Source organism: Aminobacter aganoensis (assembly GCF_014206975.1).
Classification (GTDB): Bacteria; Pseudomonadota; Alphaproteobacteria; order Rhizobiales; family Rhizobiaceae; genus Aminobacter; species Aminobacter aganoensis.
In genome coordinates, this window is the sequence record NZ_JACHOU010000005.1 from 51426 (window position 1) to 73341 (window position 21916).

Sequence of the window (21916 nt, forward strand, 5' to 3'; positions counted from 1 at the left end):
CCGGACCTCCGATGGAGATCCGGGCCTTTCTCGTTTCCGCGGAGTTCAGGCCAGCCTTGTCACGACGGCGCCGCGTTGGCCTGCCGCGCGCGCAGCTTGGGCCGCAGCAGCATGCCGCCATAGACTGCCGCATAGCCCAGGAAAGCGAGTGTCCATGCGGCAGCCGACGCGTGCAGCAGCGATGTCGTGCCGGGCAGGAAAGCGTAGGCGATCCTGAGTATTGCCGACGCGACGACCGCAACGAAGACCATGCAGGTGGCGTTGCCGGCATGCAGCGCGCGTCCGGTGTGCCCCAGCGTGGCCCGCGACATCACTGCAAGCGTCATCGCCCCGATGGCGCCGGTGCCGAAGGCATGCAGGCCGGCGGCCGGCGCCACGGCATCGGGCAGGAGAACCGCAAGTGCCGCCAGCAAGAAGCCCACCGGCACGAAGGCATAGGCAACATGCAGGATGACCACCAGCGGATCGCGCCAGGTGCGGTCGCCGGCCCAGCGGCCGAGCCTTGCCACGTTGAGTGCTCCTGCCGCGAGCAATGCCGCGCCGCTCGCCACATGATCCGGGAAGCAGGTCCAGGCCAGAAGGGCGACTGCCGAGCCCAGAATCGTGACGGCGTCGAAGCGATTGAACGGCACCGGCAACCGTCCCGGCGTCTGGCGCGCCAGCCAGTTACGGGTAAAGCTCGGGATGATGCGGCCGCCGATGATCATGATCAGGATCACGGTGGCGCCGATCCCGAGCCGGCGGGCGATGTCGGCCTCGCCATTGACATGCACCTCGAGATGATAGGCGACATTGGCGGCGAACAGGATGCTGACCGGCACGAGCACTTTGAGGTTACGCCAGTTGCGGCCGGCGATGATCTCGACGGCGGCTGCGACGGCGACCGCCAGCAGGAACGAGCTGTCGATTAGGGCGGCGACGAGCCAGCCGATGTCGACCGAGAAGAATACCGCCAGGCGGCCGGCCAGCCAGATCGCCACCAGTGCCGCCAGCGGCAGCCCCTGCACCGGCAACCGGCCCGTCCAGTTGGGAATGGCGGTCAGCAGGAACCCGGTGACGATGGCCGCGACGTAGCCGAAGATCAACTCGTGGATATGCCAGTCGACCGGCGCAAACACGCTCGCGGTCTCGAGCCGTCCGGAGAGCATCGGCAGCCATGCCAGGATGGTCAGGCCGGCATAGAGCGAGCCGAGCAGGAAAAACGGCCTAAAGCCGTAGGAAAGCACGGCGGGATAGTTTCCCGGCCGAACGCGTGGAATAGCCATGACAGCCCCTCCAACGGGAAATGCCGGGCGGAACCGTTCCACCCGGCTGGCTTAGAGACAGATATGGATACGCCGCACTCAGTTGGCGGGAACCTGGGCCAGAAGCGCCTCGAAAGTCTTCTTGGCCTTGCCGGTCTGCTTGACCACCTTGGCCGCCTCGAGATTGGTCGGCTTGCCGACCACGATCAGCGCCACCATGCCCATGCCGTAATGCGGCGTGCACTTGACGCCGTAGACGCCTTCCTTGTCGACCGTGATGGTGATCTGCTCGTTCATCTTGCCCTTGAACGGCGTCGCCCCCTCGGGGATCATGCCCTTGATGCTCTCTGCGTCATGCGACTTGTCGGTCGGCACGAACGTGATGGTGTCGCCGGGTGCAGCGACGATGTAGTCGGGCTGGAACACCATGGAGCCCTTTTCGCCCTTGTTCAGCATCTGAACCTGGTAATCGGCGGCCTGCGCGGCACCGGCCAGAAGCATGGCTGCGAACGCGGCTGCGGTAGCAATGGCGTATTTCATGATCTTTCTTTCCTTTCACGACGGCTCCAGCCGTTGGGCCCTTGCCTATGTCGTTTTTGCCGGAGACACTTTGATCCAGCGCAAACCGCGGCGAGATGATCTGTGGTTTCGGAGAGCAGGATCGGGAACGCGCAGGAGCAACTGAAATGAGCCGTCTTGACCGCTCGCTAATCACCGGCTTGCCCCCTTTCCAGGGCATGACCCCGGCGGATCTCGACCGCGTTCTCCAGCAGGCGCGTTCGCTGCGCATCGCCAAGGACCAGACGGTCTTCGAACAGGAGGGCGAGGCGCACTCGTTCTTCCTCCTGCTCGACGGCCATGTCCGCGTCGTCAAGACCACGCCGGACGGCCAGCAGGTCATCGTGCGCTACATCAGCCCGGGTGAACTGATGGGCATCGCCCATGCGCTCGGACGCACCACCTACCCGGCCAGTGCGGTCGCGGCCGTCGACTGCGTCGTGCTCGCCTGGCCCGGCAATCTGTGGCCGGACCTGGCGGGGTCCTTTCCGAGCTTCGCCACCGGCACCTACAAGACCGTCGGCGCCCGGCTCCAGGAGGCCCAGGCCCGCGTCGTCGAACTGGCCACCGAGCAGGTCGAGCAGCGCGTCGCCCATGCCCTGCTGCGGTTGGTCAAGCAGACGGGGCGCAAGACCGAGGAAGGCATCCTCATCGACTTCCCGATCTCACGCCAGGACATCGCCGAGATGACGGGCACGACGCTGCACACCGTCAGCCGCCTGCTCACCGCCTGGGAGGAAAGGGGGCTGGTCAAGAGCGGTCGCCAGAAGGTGACCGTGGTCGAGCCGCACCGGCTGTTCGCGCTGGCCGAGGGCCGCGCTGAAAAAGGCTGACGGACGGCCCGCCATCCTCACTTCATCGCGCTCGTCAGGTCGCGAACCAGCATGTCCTCGTCAAGGTGATGCTCCCGCGCGGCATCCGCAACCGTGTGGAACGAGGCGATCGGGCAGCCGATGCAGATCAGGCCGTGGCCGAGCATGACGCGTATGGTGCCCGGCCATTGGCGCATGATCGCGTCCATGCTCATGTCGTCGTTGAAACGTGGCTTCATCGTCACTCACCGCTGTGTGAAGCCCCGAGGATGGACGTTTGCGCCTTAGCCTTCCTTGCGCGCGGACAAACAAGCGCGCGATTGCGCGGCGCCTCAATCCAGCGCCATCACCTCCATCGGAAGGCCGGCATGCGACGCCTTGACGTAGCGGTCGAGGGCATCGACCGCCGAGGATTGCGGCAGCGTTTCGCCCTGCAGTTCCGGCGGCACCTGCCAGCCGGGCGCGATGCCCTTCATGTCGGGCAGCTCGTGGGCGATGCCCTTGTGGCAGTCGATGCAGGTCGCCTTGCCGGACAGCAGGTAGCGGGTATGAATTTCAGCCGCGCGTTGGGTCTGGCGCGTCAGGTCCATCGCCACCGACGAGTGGCAGTTGCGGCATTCGAGGCTGTCGTTGGCCTTGAGCCGCGCCCATTCGTGCTGGGCAAGCTCCAGCCGCTTGTCGAGGAACTTGCGCCGGGTGTCGATGGTGCCGAAGATCTTGCCCCAGACTTCCTTCGAGGCCTGCATCTTGCGGGCGATCTTGTCGGTCCAGTTGTGCGGCACGTGGCAATCCGGACAGGATGCCCGCACGCCCGAGCGGTTGGCGAAATGGATCGTATGGGTCAGCTCCTGGTAGACGTTGTCGCGCATCTCGTGGCACGAGGTGCAGAACTTCTCGGTGTTGGTCACCTCCAGCGCCGTGTTGAACGCACCCCAGAACATCACGCCGCCGACAAAGCCGCCCAGCGTCAGGAAGCCGAGGCTCAGCGTGCCGGCCGGTGTGCTGACGATGTGCCACGCCCACAGCAGCCATTCCTTCAATCGTTGCATGGGCCTACTCGCTGCCGGCGGGCTTGAAGCCCAGTTCGCTCATGTCCTTGAAACGGTTCTCGACCAAGGGCCGCACGTCCGCCTGCGGCACGTGGCACTCGGTGCAGAAGTAGCGCCGCGGCGACACGTCGGCCAGCATCTGGCCCTCGCGCGTCATGTAGTGGGTGACGCTGATCATCGGCGCGCCCGAGCTCTGGGTGAACTCGCGCTTGTGGCAGGACAGGCAGCGGTTGGTGTTGACCGACAGCTGGTAGCCCTCGATCGAATGCGGGATGACCGGCGGCTGCTCGGGATATGCGCGCATCTTGCGCACGTCGTCGGTCACCCATTTGGGAACCGGCGCCGCCGGGATCGTCTCCATCGGCGACGGTGGACCCGTCAGCTCGGGAGACCTGTCGGAGGCCATCTGGGCCAGGGCCGCCGTGCCCGCACAGAACAGGGTGGCAAAGACAAGCGCGGGGACGCTGCGCCGCATGTTCATGCGACCGGAACGATCTTGACTGCGCATTTCTTGTAATCCGTCTGCTTGGAGATGGGATCGGTGGCGTCGAGCGTGACCTTGTTGATGAGCTGGCTGGCGTCGAACCAGGGCACGAAGATCACCCCTGACGGCATCCGGTTGCGCCCGCGCGTCTCGATGCGCGAGCGGATTTCGCCACGCCGTGAGATCACCCGCACCTCGGCGCCCTGGTTGATGCCGCGCTTGCGGGCGTCGTCGGCATTCATGAAGCAGCGCGCGCCGGGAAACGCCTTGTAGAGCTCGGGCACGCGCAGCGTCATCGAGCCGGAGTGCCAGTGCTCGAGCACGCGCCCGGTGACCAGCCATATGTCGAACTCGTCATCGGGCGATTCCGCTGGCGGCTCGTAGGGCACGCCGAGGATGACCGCCTTGCCGTCCGGGCGGCCGTAGAACTTGACCCCCTCGCCCGGCTTCACATAGGGATCGAGGCCTTCGCGGTAGCGCCAGCGCGTTTCCTTGCCGTCGACCACCGGCCAGCGCAGCCCGCGCACCTCGTGGTAGGTGTCGTAGGGCGCCAGGTCGTGGCCGTGGCCGCGGCCGAAGGTGGCATATTCCTCGAACAGGCCCTTCTGGATGTAGAAGCCGAATTCGGTGGCCTCGTTGTTGGCATAATCCGGGTTGATCTCGCTGCGCGGGAACTTGTCGACATTGCCGTTGCCGTAAAGCACGTCGAACAGCGTCTTGCCGCGATAGGCAGGATTGGCGTCGAGGATTTCCTGCGGCCACACCTCGTCGGTGGTGAAACGCTTCGAGAATTCAGCAAGCTGCCAGAGGTCCGAACGCGCCTCGCCCGGGGCTTGCACCAGCTGGTGCCAGACATGGGTGCGGCGCTCGGCATTGCCGTAGGCACCTTCTTTCTCGACCCACATCGCGGCGGGCAGGATGATGTCGGCCGACATCGCCGTCACCGTCGGGTAGGCGTCGGAGACGACGATGAAATTGTCCGGGTTGCGATAGCCTGGATAGGCTTCGTTGCTGCTGTTGGGCGAGGCCTGGATGTTGTTGTTGACCTGCACCCAGTAGAAATTGAGCTTGCCGTCCTTCAGCATCCGGTCCTGCTCGACCGCATGGAAGCCCGGCTTGTCGGGCAGCAGCCCGGCCGGCAGCTTCCATATCTCTTCCGCGTGCTTTCGGTGCTCGGGATTGGTGACCACCAGGTCGGCCGGCAGGCGGTGGGCGAAGGTGCCGACCTCGCGCGCCGTGCCGCAGGCCGACGGCTGGCCGGTCAGCGAGAACGGGCTGTTGCCCGGTTCGGAGATTTTGCCGGTCAGCAGGTGGATGTTGTAAACCATCTGGTTGGCCCAGACCCCGCGGACATGCTGGTTGAAGCCCATGGTCCACAGCGACATCACTTTGCGCGACGGGTCGGCATAGAGCTCTGCCAGCTCCTCGAGGAAGCTTTTCTCGACGCCGCTGAGCTCGGCCACTTTCTCCAGCGTGTATTCCGAGACCAGCTTCTTGTAGGCCTCGAAGTCCATCGGCTCCATGTTTGCGGCATTGGCCGCGCCCTTGGCCGAGGTTTCGCGCGGATCTTCCGGCCTCAGCCCGTAGCCGATGTCGGTCTCGCCGCGCATGAACACGGTGTGCTTGTTGACGAAGTCCTCGTTGACCCGGCCGGTCGTGATGATGTGATTGGCGATGTAGTTGAGGATGGCGAGGTCGGTTCCCGGCTTGAACACCACGGGAATGTCGGCGAGGTCCATGCTGCGGTGAGTGAAGGTCGACAGCACCGCCACCTTGACGTGCTCGTGGCCGAGCCGCCGGTCGGCCAGCCGCGTCCACAGGATCGGATGCATCTCGGCCATGTTCGAGCCCCACAGCACGAAGGCGTCGGCGGCCTCGAAATCGTCGTAGCAGCCCATCGGCTCGTCCATGCCGAAGGTGCGCATGAAGGCATAGGCGGCCGAAGCCATGCAGTGGCGGGCATTGGGATCGAGATTGTTGGAGCGGAAGCCCGCGCGCATCAGCTTGGTCGCGGCATACCCCTCGAAGATGGTCCACTGGCCGGAACCGAACATGCCGATCGCCGTCGGCCCCTTCTCCTTCAGCACCTTCTTCGCCCGCTCGGCCATCAGGCCGAAGGCTTCGTCCCAGCTTACCGGCTCGAACTCGCCGTCCTTGTCGTAGACGCCGTTGCGCTTGCGCATCAGCGGCGTCGTCAGCCGGTCGGCGCCATACATGATCTTGGACAGGAAGTAGCCCTTGACGCAGTTGAGGCCGCGATTGACCTCGGCCTGGGTGTCGCCGTGGCTGGCGACCACCTGGCCGTCCTTGACGCCGACCATGACGCCGCAGCCGGTGCCGCAGAAGCGGCATGGCGCCTTCGACCACTTGATCTCCAGCGCGCCCACGCCGCCGGGGATCGGCTGGGCCGATGCCGGCAGGGCGATGCCTGCCGTTGCGGCCGCAACGGCCGCCGCCTGTGCCTTCAGGAGCTCGCGTCGGTTCAGTTCTGCCGTCATGGTGCAGAGCCCTCCAGTTCCTCGATGTGTTCAAAGACCATGTTAGCCGCGACGACGCCGTCGAGGGCGCCGAGCGCGGTGAGCTGGGCCCCCAGTTCGCCGGCGCTGTCGCCTTCCATCACGACCACGATGCGGTTGTTTTCCTGCGCCCGGATTTCCGGGCCGCCCATGCCGGCGATCGCTTCGGCCACTTCGGCCAGCCGCCCGGGCATGACGGCAACGACCGCGCTGGAAATGTGGTGATAGCGGCGCTGGTCAGGCATGTGCCGGCTCCATGCTTATGGGGGTGACCGCGATCGCCTGCGCGGGGCATGGCGCGATGCAGGCGCCGCAGCCGGTGCAGGCGGCCTCGTCCAGCTGCGGCAGGAACGGTCCGCCGATCCGCGGCTTGAAGGCGATCGCCATGGGCGGACAGGCGTCGCGGCAGCTCATGCAGGACACGCCGTTGCGCGCCAGGCAGGCGTCCGAAATGGCAACGACATGGGCAAACGCCGGTGGCACGGCCCGGTCGAAGACGGGTTCGGGGCAAACCGTGGCGCAGTCGCCGCACAGCAGGCATTCGCCAGCCAGGAAGTCCAGCGATGGCTTGCCTGCGACAAGCGCGATGATGGCGGTGGGGCAAGCATCGACGCAGGAGCCGCAGCCGGTGCAGGCGGCCAGTCCGTCCTCTGCCACTCCGGGCGGCAGGAGTCGTCGCACCGGCTGATCGTCGCGGCCGGTCAGGAACGACCTGCGGCTGATGCTGCCCAGCGCTGCCATCGGCTCAACCTCCCGGAGGTCCAGGCGGCCCGAAGATGATCTGCCACATCCAGACCATGAAGCCGTATCCGCCGACGACACCGACCGCGACGACGGGCCAGATTCCGAAGGCCAGCACGAGAAATGCGAGGAGTTCCTTGCGGCGCGTGGAAACATCGGGCCGAACGGTGCCGGAGTTTCCCTGGTCCTGGGTCATGATCCCCTCATGTGCCTTGGACGAAAGGACCCAAGCAATTCAATCGGGTCCCTGTCGAGGAGACTACTCTCTCAGGTGATCATTGCAATACTATAACGTTGCAGAATTTCCCCAAATGTTTCGCAACCCGTTGTCGTCCGGATATACTTCGGGGCGTTTGAAGCATTGCCGCTCGCCGCCACCACCACCGACACCTCTGCCTTAGTCTCCTTTACAATGCCCCAAGGCCATGCAGTCATGGGACATCCGGAGGAAATGGGAGGGCGGTGCGTTGGGAGGCGCGCTGCAATTGCCGATGTTTTCGCATTCCGACCATATTCGCGAGATCGAAAGCGTCAGCCTTGGAGCTTCGACCGGGCGCGACGAGCAGGTGGTCAAGTCCTGGCTGCGCTGCATCGAGCAGCATCGGCTCGACCCGAGCCAGGCCTGCGAAGCCTATATCCTGCCCGACGGCGAGCTGCGCCAGCATCGCCAGCAGTCCGAGGAACTGATCGCCATTGCCCGCTCTGGCCTCGAAAACCTGTTCCGCCAGGTCGCCGGCCAGAACTACGTGCTGCTGCTGTCCGACCGCAAGGGCGTGACCGTCGAGTTTCTCGGCGATCCGCTGTTCGACAACAATTTGCGCAAGGCCGGCCTCTACCTCGGCTCGGAATGGTCGGAAGCGCGCGCCGGAACCTGCGCCGTCGGCGCCTGCCTGGAGGCCGGCGAAGCCCTGACCATCCACCAGACCGACCATTTCGACAACACGCATACGCCTTTGTCCTGCACGGCAGCACCCGTCTACGATACCGGGGGCGATCTGGCCGCCGTGCTCGACATCTCGCTGTTGAGCTCGCCGATCCGCAAGACCAGTCAGAATCTGGCGTTGCATCTGGTGGCAGCCACCGTGCGCCGCATCGAACTCGCCAACCTGATGGCCCAGACCCGCGATGAATGGGTGCTACGCTTCGCCCGCTCGCCGGAATTCCTCGACGTCGACCCGGAGGCGGCGATTTCCATCGACGGCGCCGGGCGCATCATCGGCATGACCCATGGCGGCGCCAAGATCCTGGCACGTTCGGTCGGGCTCGACTGGCGCCAGCCGGACGAGCTTATCGGCCAGCCGATCGCGCGCTTCTTCGACATGGAGATCGACGACCTGCCGGATCTCACCCGCCGGCGGCCGACGCAGGACCGCCTGGTCTTCGCCCGCGACGGCAATGCGCTGTTTGCCCATGCCATCGAGCCGCACCACAAGGTCCAGGCTCCGGCGATTGCGCGCGACCAGATCCCGGTCTCGCTGCGCGGCCTGAGCGGCGGCGATCCGCAGATGGCGGCCCTCCAGGCCAAGGCGGCGAAGCTCGCCGGCAGGCCGCTGCCCATCCTGCTCCAGGGCGAGACCGGCACCGGCAAGGAATATCTGGCCAAGGCCATCCATGACGGCGCTGCCGCCAAGGGCAAGTTCGTCGCCATCAACTGCGCCGCCATTCCCGAGCAACTAATCGAAAGCGAGCTGTTCGGCCACCTGCCCGGCGCCTTCACCGGGGCGTCGGCCAAGGGCCGCAAGGGCCTGATCGAGGAGGCCGACGGCGGCACCCTGTTCCTCGACGAGATCGGCGACATGCCGCTTCCGCTGCAAAGCCGCTTCCTGCGTGTGCTGGCCGAACGGGAGGTTCTGCCGGTCGGCGCATCGCGGCCGAAGCCGGTCAACCTCAGGGTCATCTCGGCCTCGCACCGCGACCTCGGCTCCCTGGTGCAGCAAGGGCGTTTCCGCGAGGATCTCTATTACCGCCTCAACGCCGCGACGCTGTCCATCCCGCCGCTGCGCGAGCGCCGCGACTTCGACTGGCTGCTCGACACGGTCGTTGCCCGCCACAGGCAGGACGGCGAGACGCTGACCGTGGCACCCGCTGCCCTGCTTGCCCTGCGCGGCCATGGCTGGCCGGGCAACATCCGCGAACTCGACAACGTCATCGCGGTTGCGGCCGCACTGTGCCAGGACGGCGTGATCGAGATTTGCGATCTGCCCGAAACGCTGGCCGCGGCGGCCGAGGTGACCGACCATGACGACGCCGTGTCCGGCCCCGCGCCACTGCAGGCAATGCTTGCCGCGTGCAACTGGAACATCTCCGAGACCGCCCGCCGGATGGGCGTCGACCGTTCCACCGTCCACCGCCAGATCAAGCGCTACGGCCTGACCGCGCTCAACTGAGCTGTTGCAGCGCCTGCTGCAACAGCTGTGGCATGCGCCAGGCGCGCTGCAACAGCTGTGGTCACACCTCCTCCCGGAATCCCTGTCTTTCCCGCCATCGGCGACTTGGCACGGCACTTGCTGTGCATGGAGCGACTGGAATCGGAGGAAAGCCACGTCGAACAGTTCGGGCATCGACGCCCGGCTGAACCCTGCGGGACGACCGGGATGACCCACCGGCAAGTCCCCGCCGCGGACGGCCACAGGCCGGTCCCGAAGCAAACAATCATCGGCAATTCGGAGGAAGACAAAATGCTCGACGACAGCCCACAGACCAAGATCGACAGCATTCTCGGCAAGCTGGAGAAGACGCTTGCCAGCGGCGACATCGACGCCGCCGTGAACCTGTTCCAGGCGGACTGCTACTGGCGCGACCTCGTGACCTTCACCTGGAATCTCAAGACCATGGAAGGCCACGACCAGATCCGCGACATGTTGAAAAACCAGCTCGCGTCGATCAAGCCGGGCCGCTTCCGCCAGGACGGCAAGGAACTGGCCAGCCAGAGCGGCAGCATCACCGATGGTTGGTTCGAGTTCGAGACGGCAGTGGCGCGCGGTTATGGCCACGTCAGGCTGAAGAACGGCCTGATCTGGACGCTGCTCACCACCATGAGCGAGTTGAAGGGCCACGAGGAACCCAAGGGCCTGCTGCGGCCGATGGGAGCCGAGCACGGCAGCGACGCCGGCCGCCGGACGTGGAAGGAAAAGCGCGAGGCCGAAGCCGCCGAGCTCGGCTTCACCACCCAGCCCTACACCGTCATCATCGGCGGCGGCCAGGGCGGCATAGCGCTCGGCGCCCGGCTGCGGCAGCTCGGCGTGCCGACCATCATCATCGAGAGGAACGAGCGGCCCGGCGACAGCTGGCGCAAGCGCTACAAGTCGCTCTGCCTGCACGACCCCGTCTGGTACGACCACCTGCCCTACATCCCGTTCCCCGAGAACTGGCCGGTTTTTGCGCACAAGGACAAGATCGGCGACTGGCTGGAGATGTACACCAAGGTCATGGAGCTGAATTACTGGACCTCCACCACCTGCAAGTCCGCCAGCTATGACGAGGCTGCCGGGGAATGGACCGTCGCGGTCGAGCGCGATGGCCAAGAGATCGTGCTGAAGCCGAAACAGCTCGTGCTGGCCACCGGCATGTCGGGCAAGGCCAACGTCCCGAAATTCAAGGGCCAGGACATCTTCAAGGGCGAGCAGCAGCACTCCTCCCAGCACCCCGGACCCGATGCCTACAAGGACAAGAAGGTGGTGGTCGTCGGCTCCAACAATTCCGCGCATGACATCTGCGCGGCCCTTTGGGAAGGCGGCGCCGACGTCACCATGCTGCAGCGCTCCTCCACCCACATCGTCAAGTCCGACTCGCTGATGGAGATCGGGCTCGGCGACCTCTATTCGGAGCGCGCCGTCGCTTCCGGCATGACCACGCGCAAGGCCGACCTGATCTTCGCCTCGCTGCCCTATCGCATCATGCACGAATTCCAGGTGCCGATTTACAACAAGATCCGCGACAAGGACGCGGCATTCTACCAGCGTCTCGAAGATGCCGGCTTCATGCTCGACTTCGGCGACGACGAGTCCGGCCTGTTCATGAAATACCTTCGGCGCGGCTCCGGCTACTACATCGACGTCGGGGCTTGCGAGCTGGTCGCCGACGGCCGCATCAAGCTGGTCAGCGGCACAGGCGTCGAAAAACTGACCGAAACCTCGATCGTGCTCGAAGACGGGCGCCAGTTGGAGGCCGACCTCATCGTCTACGCCACCGGCTATGGCTCGATGAATGGCTGGGCCGCCGACCTGATCAGCCAGGATGTCGCCGACAAGGTCGGCAAGTGCTGGGGACTTGGCTCCAGCACGACCAAGGATCCCGGCCCCTGGGAAGGCGAGCAGCGCAACATGTGGAAGCCGACCCAGCAGGAAGCGCTGTGGTTCCACGGCGGCAACCTGCACCAGTCCAGGCATTACTCGCAATATCTCTCCCTGCAGATCAAGGCGCGCAAGGAAGGGCTCGCCACCCAGGTCTACGGGCTGCAGGACGTCCATCACAAGTCCTGACGTCGAGAACGCTGCAGGCCGGCGAGCTCGTCGCTCCCGGCCTGCATGCCTGTCTGGGTCTAACGGCTAATTGACCGGCGCGCGGAAGCGGGCGACGACTGTACGCGACAAGGAAGAGTGCAGACCACCGTCGGAGGAGAGGATGAGAGGCCCCGCAATCGTCGAGCATGCCGACAGGGTCCAGGCGGCCCTGAAGTCGAGCGACGCTGCGCGCTCGGCGCTTGTCGCGTCCTGGCGGCGTTCGTCGCAGCACCGTCTCGACCCGACGCACCGGAGCCCGCCCGAGCGGCTGACCGAAGCCGAGCTGTCGCTCGCCCGGCAGCGCATCGAGCCCCTGATTGCAGTGGCCCAGGCCAGCCTCGACCGGCTTTACCTCGCCGTCGGCGGAGTCGGCTGCTGCGTGCTGCTGGCCGACCGCGACGGCGTGCCCGTCGAGCGCCGCGGCGCCGTCGCCGACGACGAGACCTTCCACGACTGGGGCCTGTGGACGGGCACCGTCTGGAGCGAGGAAAGCGAAGGCACCAACGCCATAGGCACCAGCCTGGTCGAGCAGCGGCCGCTGACCATCCATCGCGGCCAGCACTTCCTGTCGCGCAACACCGCACTGTCCTGCACCACCGCCCCGATCTACGACCACCACGGCAATGTCGCGGCCGCCCTCGACGTGTCGTCCTGCCGGGCCGACCTGACCGAAGGATTCGTCAACCTGATCGCGCTCGCCGTCGGCGATGCCGCGCGCCGCATCGAGGCCGACAACTTCCGTCTCGCCTTCCCCCATGCCCGCATCATCCTGACGCCCGAGGTCGAGCGCAGCCCCGGCGGCATGATCGCCGTCGACGCCGACGACCTGGTCATCGGCGCGACGAGGCAGGCGCGCCTGACCTACGGCATCACCCGGGAACGGCTCGAGCGGCGGCTGCCGGTCGCCGACATTGTCGGTGGCGGCATGCGGGTCGCCGAGGACCTCGGCGAAGCCGAGCGTGCCGCCCTGCACCGGGCGCTTGCCCGCGCCGACGGCAACGTCTCGGCCGCTGCCCAGCAGCTCGGCATTTCGCGCGCCACCCTGCACCGCAAGCTCAACCGCCTCGGCATCCGCCGCACGCATTGAGGTTGCCGCCCGAAACTGTCGCAGTTCTGCGACAGTTGGCGCCGGCGACCGCTCCGCCCGGGCTGACACGGCCCCGATATTCTCCGACGCTGCTCCCGACACGTCGCATCCCGCGACGTCGCTTCTCGGGAGGAAGTTCATGAACAAGGTCGAGTTTTCGCGCACCGCCAAGGTGCCCTTCGCCAAGCGCTACGACAACTACATCGGCGGCCAGTGGGTGGCGCCGAAATCCGGCCGCTACTTCGAAAACATCTCGCCGGTCACCGGCCGGCCGCTCGGCGAGATCGCCCGCTCCGACGCCGCCGACGTCGAGGCAGCCCTCGACGCCGCCCACAAGGCCAAGGACGCCTGGGGCAGGACCGCGCCGGCGGCCCGCGCCCTGATCCTCAACCGCATCGCCGACCGCATGGAGGAAAACCTCGACCTCCTGGCGCTCGCCGAGACCTGGGACAACGGCAAGCCGATCCGCGAGACGACCGCCGCCGACGTGCCGCTGGCGATCGACCATTTCCGCTACTTCGCCGGCGTCCTGCGCGGCCAGGAAGGCAGCCTGTCGCAGATCGACGACGACACGGTCGCCTATCACTTCCACGAACCGCTCGGCGTCGTCGGCCAGATCATCCCGTGGAACTTCCCGCTGCTAATGGCCTGCTGGAAGCTGGCCCCAGCCCTTGCCGCCGGCAATTGCGTGGTGCTGAAGCCGGCCGAGCAGACGCCGGCCTCCATCATGCTGTGGGCCGACCTGATCGGCGATCTTCTGCCCGAGGGCGTGCTCAACATCGTCAACGGCTTCGGCCTCGAGGCCGGCAAGCCGCTGGCGTCGAGCCCGCGCATCGCCAAGATCGCCTTCACCGGCGAGACGACGACCGGCCGGCTGATCATGCAATACGCCAGCCAGAACCTGATCCCGGTGACGCTCGAACTCGGCGGCAAGTCGCCCAACATCTTCTTCCAGGACGTGACGTCGGAGGACGACGACTTCTTCGACAAGGCGATCGAGGGATTCGTCATGTTCGCGCTCAACCAGGGCGAGGTCTGCACCTGCCCGAGCCGCGCGCTGGTGCATGAGAAGATCTACGACAGGTTCATGGAACGCGCGCTCAAGCGCGTCGAGGCGATCGTCCAGGGCGACCCGCTCGACCCCGCAACCATGATCGGCGCGCAGGCCTCGTCCGAGCAGCTGGAAAAGATCCTGTCCTACATGGACATCGGCCGCCAGGAAGGCGCCGAGCTTCTGGCCGGCGGCGGGCGCGCCACCCTGCCCGGCGACCTTGCCGGCGGCTACTATGTCAAGCCGACCGTCTTCAAGGGCCACAACAAGATGCGCATCTTCCAGGAGGAGATCTTCGGGCCGGTACTCTCGGTCACCACCTTCAAGGACGACGATGACGCGCTGTCGATCGCCAACGACACGCTCTACGGCCTCGGCGCCGGCATCTGGAGCCGAGACGCCAACCGGCTCTACCGCTTCGGCCGCGCCATCCAGGCCGGCCGCGTCTGGACCAACTGCTACCACGCCTATCCCGCGCACGCCGCCTTCGGCGGCTACAAGCAGTCGGGCATCGGCCGCGAGAACCACAAGATGATGCTCGGCCACTACCAGCAGACCAAGAACATGCTGGTCAGCTACAGCCCCAAGAAGCTCGGGTTCTTCTGAGCTTTTTTTCCTTCTCCCCGCCTGCGGGGAGAAGGTGCACCGAAGGGGCGGATGAGGGGCAGCTCGACCACCCAGGTCTGCGCCGCCCCTCACCTGCCTGCCGGCATCCTCTCCCCGTGCACGGGGAGAAGAGAGCTGGCCGCAACGCCGGAACCCAGCGCCCATGTCCTCGCATCCTCCCCACGACAAGGTCTCCGCCACACCTGACGCCGTCGCCCTGCTCGACGACATCATCGCCGACCACGGGCCGGTGCTGTTCCACCAGTCCGGCGGCTGCTGCGACGGCTCCTCGCCGATGTGTTATCCGCGTTCCGACTTCATCGTCGGCGACAACGACGTCCTGCTCGGCACCATCGGCGACACGCCGGTCTACATCGGCGCCGCGCAGTTCGAGGTCTGGAAACACACCGATCTGGTCATCGACGTCGTGCCCGGGCGCGGCGGCATGTTCTCGCTCGACAATGGTCGCGAGAAGCGCTTTCTGACACGCTCGACGGTCTGCATTCCGACGGTGTGAGCGCCGGCATCCAGGCGCGCTTGCGCCTGTCGCGCGACCGTTGCATGCGCCTGGACTTCACAGAACTGCAGAAGCTCCTTAAAAGCGTCGGGCGCGTTCCGCCACGCGCAGCGGCTGCCAGTCGGCCGGAACGAGATCGCGTCCTCGCCCGCGCTTGCCCGCCCCCGGCAAGCGGTTCCCCGATCGCCGCCCGCTCGGCCGCATGGTTGTTCGAAGGGGCGCTTATGGTAACGATGAGGCAATCCGACTCATCAAATCGATGAAGGCACATGGCAAATCAAGTCAACCTGATCGACCGCCTGCGCATCGAAAACGATGAAATGAACCCGGCCGACCGCGCCATCGCCAACGCCATCCTCGAAGACATCGAGGCGGCGACGCGGCTGCCGATCAAGGAGCTTGCGGCCCGCGCGAAGGTCAGCGAACCGACCATCGTCCGCTTCACCCGGCGCATCGGCTGCGACGGCTTCACCGACTTCAAGATCCGCCTGGCGCAGGACTATGCCATCGGCCGCATGTACATCGTCGGCGAGCGCACCTCGGCGGCGGAAACCGGCCCCGACGTCGCCGAAAACGTCTACGAGGCGACGATCCAGGCCCTTGCCGTGGCCTTCTCGCAGCGCGACCCGGCTGCGCTGGAGCGGGCGACCGAACTGCTCCACAATGCGCGACGCATCTTCTGCTTCGGCGTCGGCGGCAGTTCGGCAAACGTCGCGCGCGAGGCGGAGAACCGGCTGTTCCGCCTGGACCTGGCGGTTTCGGCCACCGCCGACCCCTACAAGCAGCGCATCATCGCCTCGACCGTCGAAGCGGACGACGTGCTGTTCATATTCTCGGTCACCGGCAAGCCGCTGTCGCTGGTCGACAGCGCCAAGCTCGCCGTCTCGCTCGATGCCAAGGTGGTCACCGTCACCCATCCCGGCAGCCCCCTTGCCAGCCACGCCACCGTCAACGTGCCCCTGGTCGCCTTCGACGAGGAGAAGTTCTTCTACATGCCCAACCGCGGGCGCTACGGCCAGTTGTTCGTGCTCGACTGCATCTCGACCCTGATCGGCGCCCGCCGTCGCAACACCGTCGGCAAGAAGCTGTGGCGGGCGCGCTCGACGCTCGTCGCCCTGCACGGCAGCACCGACAACCAACCCATCGGCGACTGATCGGCGGCTCGATCCGCAATTCCTGACGGTGCGGCGAGAGCCGCACTTCGCGGAAACGGATTCAATTTCATATAACAAATACAATGAGATAGCCCACCCCCGCCCGAATCCGGAACGTGCCGGATGGTCGCGCGCGGTCCACAGGGTATGAAATTTTACTCCGCACTTGTTGACTTGTGAGTAATAAAACTACATCCTGCTTCTCGAAACGACACCCAGTCCAATCCGAAAGCCGCCCATGCCGATAGCCGACAAGACCATTGTTTCCTTCCGCTTCGACGAGGTCATCGTGCCGGCGCACAAGGGCGTCATCAACTCGGACAGCCTGGCCAAGCCGCTTCACATGTTGCCCGTCGGCGGCAAGGCCGCCTGGAGCATGCAGTTCGACGAACTGCCCAAGCTCGTCCTGCGCATGACGCTGGCCGACGGCACGGTTGGCCTTGGCGAGTTCTACCGCGATCACGAATGGCCGCGTATCGAGGCGATCTGCGACAACCTGCTTGGCCAGTCGATCATGGATCTGCCGCTGCAGGACCTGCCGCTGCCGCTTTGCCGCGAATATGACGGCTTCGAATGCGCCATCTGGGACGCCTATGCCAAGTCGCTCGGCGTGCCGATGCATCGCCTCCTCGGCGGCGCCATCCGCGACCGCGTCCCTGTCAGCGCCTGGTCGAGCCACCGCACGCAGGAAGAGGTCGGACCCTGGGTCAAGCGCTACCAGGAGCAGGGCTACAAGGTCATCAAGTTCAAGTGCGACCTCGAAGACGACGTCGCCGGCTGGTGCGCCGAGATCAAGAAGCACGCGCCGGGCATGAAGGTCATCTTCGATCCCAACCAGCGCTGGGAGAATGCCGGCAACGCCCGCCGCATCATCCGCGAGCTCGAGGCCGTCGGCAACGTGCTGCTGCTCGAGGATCCGCTGCCGCGCTGGATGCAGCTCGACTTTGCCGAGCTGCGCCGCTTCTCCTCGATCCCGATCGTGCTGCACGTCTCGCTGCCCTACGTCTTCCAGGGCCAGCGCCCGCACGACGCCATCAACGCCATCGCCCACAACGCCGTCGACGGCTTCAACTTCAACGGCGGCCTCGCCAAGTTCCAGGTGCTCGACCACATTGCGGCAACCGCCGGCCTGTATTGCTGGCACGGTTCGGAAATCGACCTCGGCATCCTCGAGGCAATGTATGTCCACCAGTCGGCGGCGGCGAAGAGCTGTGTCTGGCCGGGCGACATCTTCGGCCGCATGATCCGCACCCACGACCTGCTGGAAACCCCGCTCGCCTTCGAGCCGCCCCATGTCGGCATCCCGGCCGACGGCCCCGGACTTGGCGTCAAGCTCGACGAGGCCGCCCTCGCCCGCTTCCGCACCTCCGAACGCACGATCTCCTGAGGGTAGCCCGGATGCGCTGGGACAAGCTCACCACCAACGAATTCGCCGGACTGGACCGCTCCATTCCGGTCATCGTCAACGTCGCCGCCATCGAGCAGCACGGTCCGCATCTGGCGATCGACACCGACGTCGCCATCGGCGGCCACTTCCTCGACCGCCTCGACGAGCGCCTCGGCGACAAGGTCCTCATCCTGCCGCAGGTCAAGGTGTGCTGCTCCGAGCACCACATGGACTTTGCCGGCACGCTGACCGTGCGCCACGAGACGTTCCTCGCCTATGTCGGCGACATTCTGGAAAGCGTCGTGCGCCACGGCTTCACCAACCTCGTCATCTTCAACAGCCATGGCGGCAACCAGGCTGTCGGGCAGGTGCTGCTCGAAACCTTCGGCTCCCGTCATCGCGAGTGCACCATCGCCATGCTCACCTGGTGGCGGCTGGTCGCGCCGGAGCTGGAGGCGATCCGCGAAAGCGGCTTTGCCGGCGTTAACCATGCCTGCGAGTTCGAGACCTCACTGATGCTGCTTGCCGCCCCCGACAACGTGCGGCGCGAGCTGATCGGCGACATGTCCTACGTCGAGACCTACGACTGGGCCAACGCCGACATGATCCGGGCAAGCCGCGGAGCGCTGTTCCGCACCATGCACCAGATGTCCGGCGGCACCGGCGTGGTCGGCGATCCGTCCACGGCGAGCGCCCGCAAGGGCGAACTGATCACCGACGCGGTCGTCAACGAACTGGAGCGCGTGGTGAGGTCGCTGACCAAGGCGAATTGAGAATTACCGTCAACTTTTGATTTGGATATAGGGAGGGAACCATGCTGAAGAAATTGACTATCGCGGGCCTGGCAAGCGTGAGCATGCTCGTTGCCGCACAAGGCTTTGCACAGGAACGCGGCGGCGTCGTCAACGTCGCGACGATCGGCGAACTCACCACGCTCGATCCGATGACCGCGACGGGCGACCTGCTCGGCATGGTCACGCAGCACTTCTTCGAGACGCTCTACACCTTCGACAAGGACTGGAACGTCGCGCCGCTGCTGGCGGAGGCGCTGCCCGAGGTATCGGCCGACGGCAAAGTCCACACCATCAAGCTGCGCCAGGGCATCGTCTTCCACGACGGCTCGGCGATGACCGCCGAGGACGTGGTCGCCTCGCTCAAGCGCTGGCTGGAAGTCGCCTCGCGCGGCAAGCTGGTCGCAGCCAATCTCGACAAGCTCGAAGCCGTCGATGACTACACCGTCCAGATCACGCTCAAGCAGCCCTTTGCGCCGCTGACCGCACTGCTCGCCTTCAACAATTCGGCCGCCGTGGTGCTGCCGTCGGAGAAGATCGCCGAGACGCTGGCCGACTATGTCGGCACCGGTCCCTACATGATCAAGGAGCGCAAGGCCGACCAGTATCTGCAGCTCGTGCGCTTCGACGGCTACAAGGCCCGCGAAGGCGAGCCTGACGGCTTCGGCGGCGCCCGCAAGCAGTATCTCGACGAGATCCGCTTCGTGCCGGTGCCGGACGCCAACACCCGCGTCGAAGGCGCCATCGCCGGCCAATACGACTACGCCGACCTGCTGCCTGTCGAGGCATTCGACCGCCTCAACGGTCAGGCAAAGACCGAGCCGCTGGTGCTCAAGTCGTTCGGCTGGCCGATGTTCATCATGAACAACAAGGAAGGCATGATGACCAAGCCCGGCCTGCGCAAGGCCGTGCAGTCGGCGCTCAACGCCGAGGACATGATGGCAGCCGCATTCGGCAAGCCCGAGTTCTTCGCGCTTGACGGCGCGCTCTACCCCGATGGCTACCAGTGGCGTTCGGACGCCGGCATCGAAGGCTACAACCAGGCCGATCCTGAAAAGGCCAAGACGCTTGCCACCGAAGCCGGTTACGACGGCAAGCCGGTCCGCATCCTGACCAGCCGCCAGTACGAGTTCCACTACAAGATGGCCCAGGTCGCGGCCGAATATCTCAAGGCCGCCGGCCTTGCGGTGCAGCTCGACGTCGTCGACTGGGCGACGCTGGTGCAGCGCCGCGCCGAGCCGGCGCTGTGGGACATCTTCATCACCCACAGCCCGTTCCTGCCGGATCCGGCGCTAATCGCACCGCTGCCTTCGTCCTATCCGGGCTGGTGGGCCAGCGAGGCGAAGGACAAGCTCGTCGTCGCCCTCAACACCGAAATGGACCCGCAGAAGCGTGTCGCCATCTTCGCCGACATCCAGAAGCTCATCTATGAAGAGGCCCCCTTCTACAAGGTCGGCGACTTCAACGCCCTGTCGGCCAAGTCGCCGAAGCTCGCCGGCTTCACGCCGTCGGCCTGGCCATACTTCTGGAACGCCTATATCGCCAAGTAACAACAGCAATCTCCGCCGGCGCGGCCATTGTCGCGCCGGCGGGCCAATGGGGGAGCCGATCGATGACACGATACGTCCTGCAACGCCTCTTCGGCATGCTGACCGTGATGTTCACGGTCGTCACGATCGTCTTCGTCATCGTGCGCGTCGCTCCCGGCGATCCGGCCGCGGTCATGCTCGGCCCGGACGCCACGCCTGCCGACATCGACGTGCTCAGGGTGCGCCTCGGCCTCGACCAGTCACTGCCCGTCCAGTACCTCTATTTCCTCGCCCAGCTCGCCCGCGGCGACCTCGGCCATTCGATCTTCCTCGACATGCCGGTCGCCGCAGCGCTGCTCGATCGTGCCGAGCCGACCTTCTTCCTCACCGTCTTCGCGATCCTGATCGCCAGCGCCATCGCGCTCCCCGTCGGCATCATGTCGGCCTACAAGCGCGGCAGCTTCTTCGACCAGTCGGTGACCACCCTGACCATGCTCGCCGCAAGTATCCCGAGCTTCTGGCTCGGCCTGATCCTGATCCAGGTCTTCGCAGTCCGCTTCGGCTGGTTCCCGGTCGCAGGCTACGGTGGCCCCGATGCCTCGTTCCTGACGCGCATGAGCCATCTCGTGCTGCCGGCAGTGGCGCTCGGGGTCGTCTCGTCGGCGCTGATTACCCGCTTCACCCGGGCCTCGATGCTCGACGTTCTCAATGACGACTACGTGCGCACGGCCCGCTCCAAGGGCATGGGCGAGTTCCGGGTCATCATGAAGCACGCCTTCAAGAACGCGCTGATCCCGGTGCTGACCGTCGTCGGCCTGACCGCCGCGCTGTTGGTTTCCGGCGCCGTCGTCACCGAGACCGTGTTCAGCCTGCCGGGCGTCGGCAATCTCGTGGTGTCGGCCGTTCTGCGACGCGACTATCCCGTCATCCAGGGCGCCCTGCTCGTCATCGCAGCGATCTACGTGCTGATCAATTTCGGCATCGACCTGCTCTACCTCATGATCGATCCCCGGGTACGTTACTGATGGCCGCCGCATCCGCATCCAGCGTGGATAGCCCACGCATCTCGACGCTCATCCTGCAGCGCAAGACGCTGGCGATCGGCCTTGCCATCATCGTGGTGATCACCCTGCTCGCCGTTCTCGCGCCGCTGATCGCGCCCTATGCGCCGGGCAAGCTGTCCATCGTCAACCGGCTCAAGCCGCCGAGCGCGACCTGGTTCTTCGGCACCGACGAGTTCGGCCGCGACATCTTCAGCCGCACCATCTATGCCGGCCAGCTGTCGCTGCTGGTCGGCGCCGCGGCCACCGCCCTTGCCGCCACCGTCGGCATCACGCTCGGCCTGGTGGCCGGCTTCTTCCGCAAGGCCGACGGCATCGTCTCGCGCATCATCGATGCGATGATGGCCTTTCCCGACATCCTTCTGGCCATCGCCCTCGTCGCCGCTCTGGGGCCGTCGCTGGCAACCGTCATCGTCGCGCTCGGCGTCGTCTATGCGCCGCGCCTGGCGCGCGTTGTGCGCGCCTCGACGCTGGTCATCCGCGAACTCCCCTATGTCGAGGCCGCGCGCGCCCTTGGCGTGCCGACATGGCGCATCATGACGCGCCATGTCCTGCGCAACCTCGTCTCGCCGATCCTGGTGCAGGCAACCTTCATCTTCGCCTATGCGATGCTCGCCGAGGCCGGCCTGTCCTTCCTCGGCGTCGGCGTCAGCCCGGAAATCCCGACCTGGGGCACGATGATCGCCGCCGGCCGCCAATATGTCGGCCAGGCCGACTGGATGACGATCTTCCCCGGCCTCGCCATCATCCTGACCGTGCTCTCGCTCCAGCTTGTCGGCGACGGCCTGCGCGACCTGCTCGATCCACGCCTGCGCAAGGACCTCTGA

At 65.8% G+C, this 21916-nt stretch carries 21 protein-coding genes; 12 read left to right on the forward strand and 9 right to left on the reverse strand.

Annotation, left to right across the window (positions count from 1 at the left end; genetic code table 11):
• Positions 1 to 59: 59 nt before the first annotated feature.
• Both GGR00_RS12695 and GGR00_RS12700 read right to left on the reverse strand, forming a co-directional pair.
• A complete protein-coding gene (locus GGR00_RS12695; protein ID WP_184699609.1) occupies positions 60 to 1265 on the reverse strand; it encodes an NnrS family protein in 1206 nt (401 codons plus the stop codon).
• A gap of 78 nt (positions 1266 to 1343) precedes the next feature.
• Positions 1344 to 1784: a pseudoazurin gene (locus GGR00_RS12700; protein WP_184699610.1), complete on the reverse strand. Its 441-nt coding sequence runs from the start codon at positions 1782 to 1784 to the stop codon at positions 1344 to 1346.
• 146 nt (positions 1785 to 1930) lie between these two features.
• On the opposite strand from GGR00_RS12700, the gene GGR00_RS12705 reads away from it, so the two are divergent.
• The gene (locus tag GGR00_RS12705; RefSeq protein ID WP_184699611.1) at positions 1931 to 2635 is read left to right on the forward strand and encodes a Crp/Fnr family transcriptional regulator; all 705 of its coding nucleotides are present in this window, start codon (positions 1931 to 1933) and stop codon (positions 2633 to 2635) included.
• A 17-nt stretch (positions 2636 to 2652) separates the two neighbouring features.
• Here GGR00_RS12705 and GGR00_RS12710 read toward each other — a convergent pair whose 3' ends face one another.
• The 7 genes from GGR00_RS12710 to napE form a co-directional block, all read right to left on the reverse strand.
• Positions 2653 to 2853 carry a DUF1858 domain-containing protein gene (locus GGR00_RS12710; protein ID WP_055970047.1) on the reverse strand — a complete coding sequence of 67 codons (201 nt, stop codon included), beginning with the start codon at positions 2851 to 2853 and terminating at the stop codon, positions 2653 to 2655.
• Positions 2854 to 2946: 93 nt separating this feature from the next.
• On the reverse strand, positions 2947 to 3663 hold the full coding sequence (locus GGR00_RS12715) for a cytochrome c3 family protein (protein WP_184699612.1): 717 nt from the start codon (positions 3661 to 3663) through the stop codon (positions 2947 to 2949).
• A 4-nt stretch (positions 3664 to 3667) separates the two neighbouring features.
• Complete coding sequence (locus tag GGR00_RS12720) at positions 3668 to 4171, reverse strand: nitrate reductase cytochrome c-type subunit (protein ID WP_082496353.1); 504 nt, start codon at positions 4169 to 4171, stop codon at positions 3668 to 3670.
• Positions 4141 to 6645: a periplasmic nitrate reductase subunit alpha gene (napA, locus tag GGR00_RS12725; protein ID WP_184699613.1), complete on the reverse strand. Its 2505-nt coding sequence runs from the start codon at positions 6643 to 6645 to the stop codon at positions 4141 to 4143. Before napA ends, GGR00_RS12720 begins: the two co-directional genes overlap by 31 nt.
• Positions 6642 to 6908, reverse strand: coding sequence for a chaperone NapD (locus GGR00_RS12730; protein ID WP_055970055.1), 267 nt, complete (start codon positions 6906 to 6908; stop codon positions 6642 to 6644). Before GGR00_RS12730 ends, napA begins: the two co-directional genes overlap by 4 nt.
• Positions 6901 to 7404 (reverse strand): ferredoxin-type protein NapF, encoded by a 504-nt coding sequence (napF, locus tag GGR00_RS12735; RefSeq protein WP_184699614.1) that lies wholly within the window; start codon positions 7402 to 7404, stop codon positions 6901 to 6903. The genes GGR00_RS12730 and napF overlap by 8 nt, the downstream gene beginning before the upstream one ends.
• 4 nt (positions 7405 to 7408) lie before the next feature.
• Positions 7409 to 7600, reverse strand: a complete 192-nt coding sequence (gene napE, locus GGR00_RS12740; protein WP_184699615.1) for a periplasmic nitrate reductase, NapE protein — start codon at positions 7598 to 7600, stop codon at positions 7409 to 7411.
• Between the two features lie 295 nt (positions 7601 to 7895).
• Between napE and GGR00_RS12745 the strand changes: the two genes are divergently transcribed.
• From GGR00_RS12745 to GGR00_RS12795, 11 genes are all read left to right on the forward strand, one after another.
• On the forward strand, positions 7896 to 9791 hold the full coding sequence (locus tag GGR00_RS12745) for a sigma-54-dependent Fis family transcriptional regulator (protein WP_184699616.1): 1896 nt from the start codon (positions 7896 to 7898) through the stop codon (positions 9789 to 9791).
• Between the two features lie 291 nt (positions 9792 to 10082).
• Entirely contained in the window at positions 10083 to 11885 is a 1803-nt protein-coding gene (locus GGR00_RS12750) for an NAD(P)/FAD-dependent oxidoreductase (RefSeq protein ID WP_184699617.1), read from the forward strand.
• Between the two features lie 142 nt (positions 11886 to 12027).
• Complete coding sequence (locus GGR00_RS12755; protein ID WP_184699618.1) at positions 12028 to 12993, forward strand: helix-turn-helix domain-containing protein; 966 nt, start codon at positions 12028 to 12030, stop codon at positions 12991 to 12993.
• A 139-nt stretch (positions 12994 to 13132) separates the two neighbouring features.
• The gene (gene adh / locus GGR00_RS12760; protein WP_055970073.1) at positions 13133 to 14650 is read left to right on the forward strand and encodes an aldehyde dehydrogenase; all 1518 of its coding nucleotides are present in this window, start codon (positions 13133 to 13135) and stop codon (positions 14648 to 14650) included.
• A gap of 163 nt (positions 14651 to 14813) precedes the next feature.
• Positions 14814 to 15167: a DUF779 domain-containing protein gene (locus tag GGR00_RS12765; RefSeq protein WP_055970075.1), complete on the forward strand. Its 354-nt coding sequence runs from the start codon at positions 14814 to 14816 to the stop codon at positions 15165 to 15167.
• Positions 15168 to 15436: 269 nt separating this feature from the next.
• On the forward strand, positions 15437 to 16321 hold the full coding sequence (locus GGR00_RS12770) for a MurR/RpiR family transcriptional regulator (RefSeq protein WP_184699619.1): 885 nt from the start codon (positions 15437 to 15439) through the stop codon (positions 16319 to 16321).
• A gap of 238 nt (positions 16322 to 16559) precedes the next feature.
• The gene (locus GGR00_RS12775) at positions 16560 to 17708 is read left to right on the forward strand and encodes a mandelate racemase/muconate lactonizing enzyme family protein (RefSeq protein ID WP_184699620.1); all 1149 of its coding nucleotides are present in this window, start codon (positions 16560 to 16562) and stop codon (positions 17706 to 17708) included.
• A gap of 11 nt (positions 17709 to 17719) precedes the next feature.
• A complete protein-coding gene (locus GGR00_RS12780; protein ID WP_055970085.1) occupies positions 17720 to 18481 on the forward strand; it encodes a creatininase family protein in 762 nt (253 codons plus the stop codon).
• A 44-nt stretch (positions 18482 to 18525) separates the two neighbouring features.
• Entirely contained in the window at positions 18526 to 20049 is a 1524-nt protein-coding gene (locus GGR00_RS12785) for an ABC transporter substrate-binding protein (RefSeq protein WP_377863748.1), read from the forward strand.
• A gap of 62 nt (positions 20050 to 20111) precedes the next feature.
• Positions 20112 to 21053, forward strand: coding sequence for an ABC transporter permease (locus tag GGR00_RS12790; RefSeq protein WP_055970091.1), 942 nt, complete (start codon positions 20112 to 20114; stop codon positions 21051 to 21053).
• Positions 21053 to 21916: an ABC transporter permease gene (locus GGR00_RS12795; RefSeq protein ID WP_055970094.1), complete on the forward strand. Its 864-nt coding sequence runs from the start codon at positions 21053 to 21055 to the stop codon at positions 21914 to 21916. The genes GGR00_RS12790 and GGR00_RS12795 overlap by 1 nt, the downstream gene beginning before the upstream one ends.

Bases quoted from the DNA above. Each gene is read 5' to 3' on its own strand.
- GGR00_RS12720 (WP_082496353.1), bottom strand. From the start codon at position 4,171: ATGCGCAGTCAAGATCGTTCCGGTCGCATGAACATGCGGCGCAGCGTC.
- napE (WP_184699615.1), bottom strand. From the start codon at position 7,600: ATGACCCAGGACCAGGGAAACTCCGGCACCGTTCGGCCCGATGTTTCC.
- GGR00_RS12745 (WP_184699616.1), top strand. From the start codon at position 7,896: ATGTTTTCGCATTCCGACCATATTCGCGAGATCGAAAGCGTCAGCCTT.
- GGR00_RS12755 (WP_184699618.1), top strand. From the start codon at position 12,028: ATGAGAGGCCCCGCAATCGTCGAGCATGCCGACAGGGTCCAGGCGGCC.
- GGR00_RS12790 (WP_055970091.1), top strand. From the start codon at position 20,112: ATGACACGATACGTCCTGCAACGCCTCTTCGGCATGCTGACCGTGATG.
- napF (WP_184699614.1), bottom strand. From the start codon at position 7,404: ATGGCAGCGCTGGGCAGCATCAGCCGCAGGTCGTTCCTGACCGGCCGC.
- GGR00_RS12780 (WP_055970085.1), top strand. From the start codon at position 17,720: ATGCGCTGGGACAAGCTCACCACCAACGAATTCGCCGGACTGGACCGC.
- GGR00_RS12710 (WP_055970047.1), bottom strand. From the start codon at position 2,853: ATGAAGCCACGTTTCAACGACGACATGAGCATGGACGCGATCATGCGC.
- GGR00_RS12795 (WP_055970094.1), top strand. From the start codon at position 21,053: ATGGCCGCCGCATCCGCATCCAGCGTGGATAGCCCACGCATCTCGACG.
- adh (WP_055970073.1), top strand. From the start codon at position 13,133: ATGAACAAGGTCGAGTTTTCGCGCACCGCCAAGGTGCCCTTCGCCAAG.
- GGR00_RS12730 (WP_055970055.1), bottom strand. From the start codon at position 6,908: ATGCCTGACCAGCGCCGCTATCACCACATTTCCAGCGCGGTCGTTGCC.
- GGR00_RS12770 (WP_184699619.1), top strand. From the start codon at position 15,437: ATGGCAAATCAAGTCAACCTGATCGACCGCCTGCGCATCGAAAACGAT.
- GGR00_RS12765 (WP_055970075.1), top strand. From the start codon at position 14,814: ATGTCCTCGCATCCTCCCCACGACAAGGTCTCCGCCACACCTGACGCC.
- GGR00_RS12700 (WP_184699610.1), bottom strand. From the start codon at position 1,784: ATGAAATACGCCATTGCTACCGCAGCCGCGTTCGCAGCCATGCTTCTG.
- GGR00_RS12775 (WP_184699620.1), top strand. From the start codon at position 16,560: ATGCCGATAGCCGACAAGACCATTGTTTCCTTCCGCTTCGACGAGGTC.
- GGR00_RS12705 (WP_184699611.1), top strand. From the start codon at position 1,931: ATGAGCCGTCTTGACCGCTCGCTAATCACCGGCTTGCCCCCTTTCCAG.
- napA (WP_184699613.1), bottom strand. From the start codon at position 6,645: ATGACGGCAGAACTGAACCGACGCGAGCTCCTGAAGGCACAGGCGGCG.
- GGR00_RS12695 (WP_184699609.1), bottom strand. From the start codon at position 1,265: ATGGCTATTCCACGCGTTCGGCCGGGAAACTATCCCGCCGTGCTTTCC.
- GGR00_RS12715 (WP_184699612.1), bottom strand. From the start codon at position 3,663: ATGCAACGATTGAAGGAATGGCTGCTGTGGGCGTGGCACATCGTCAGC.
- GGR00_RS12750 (WP_184699617.1), top strand. From the start codon at position 10,083: ATGCTCGACGACAGCCCACAGACCAAGATCGACAGCATTCTCGGCAAG.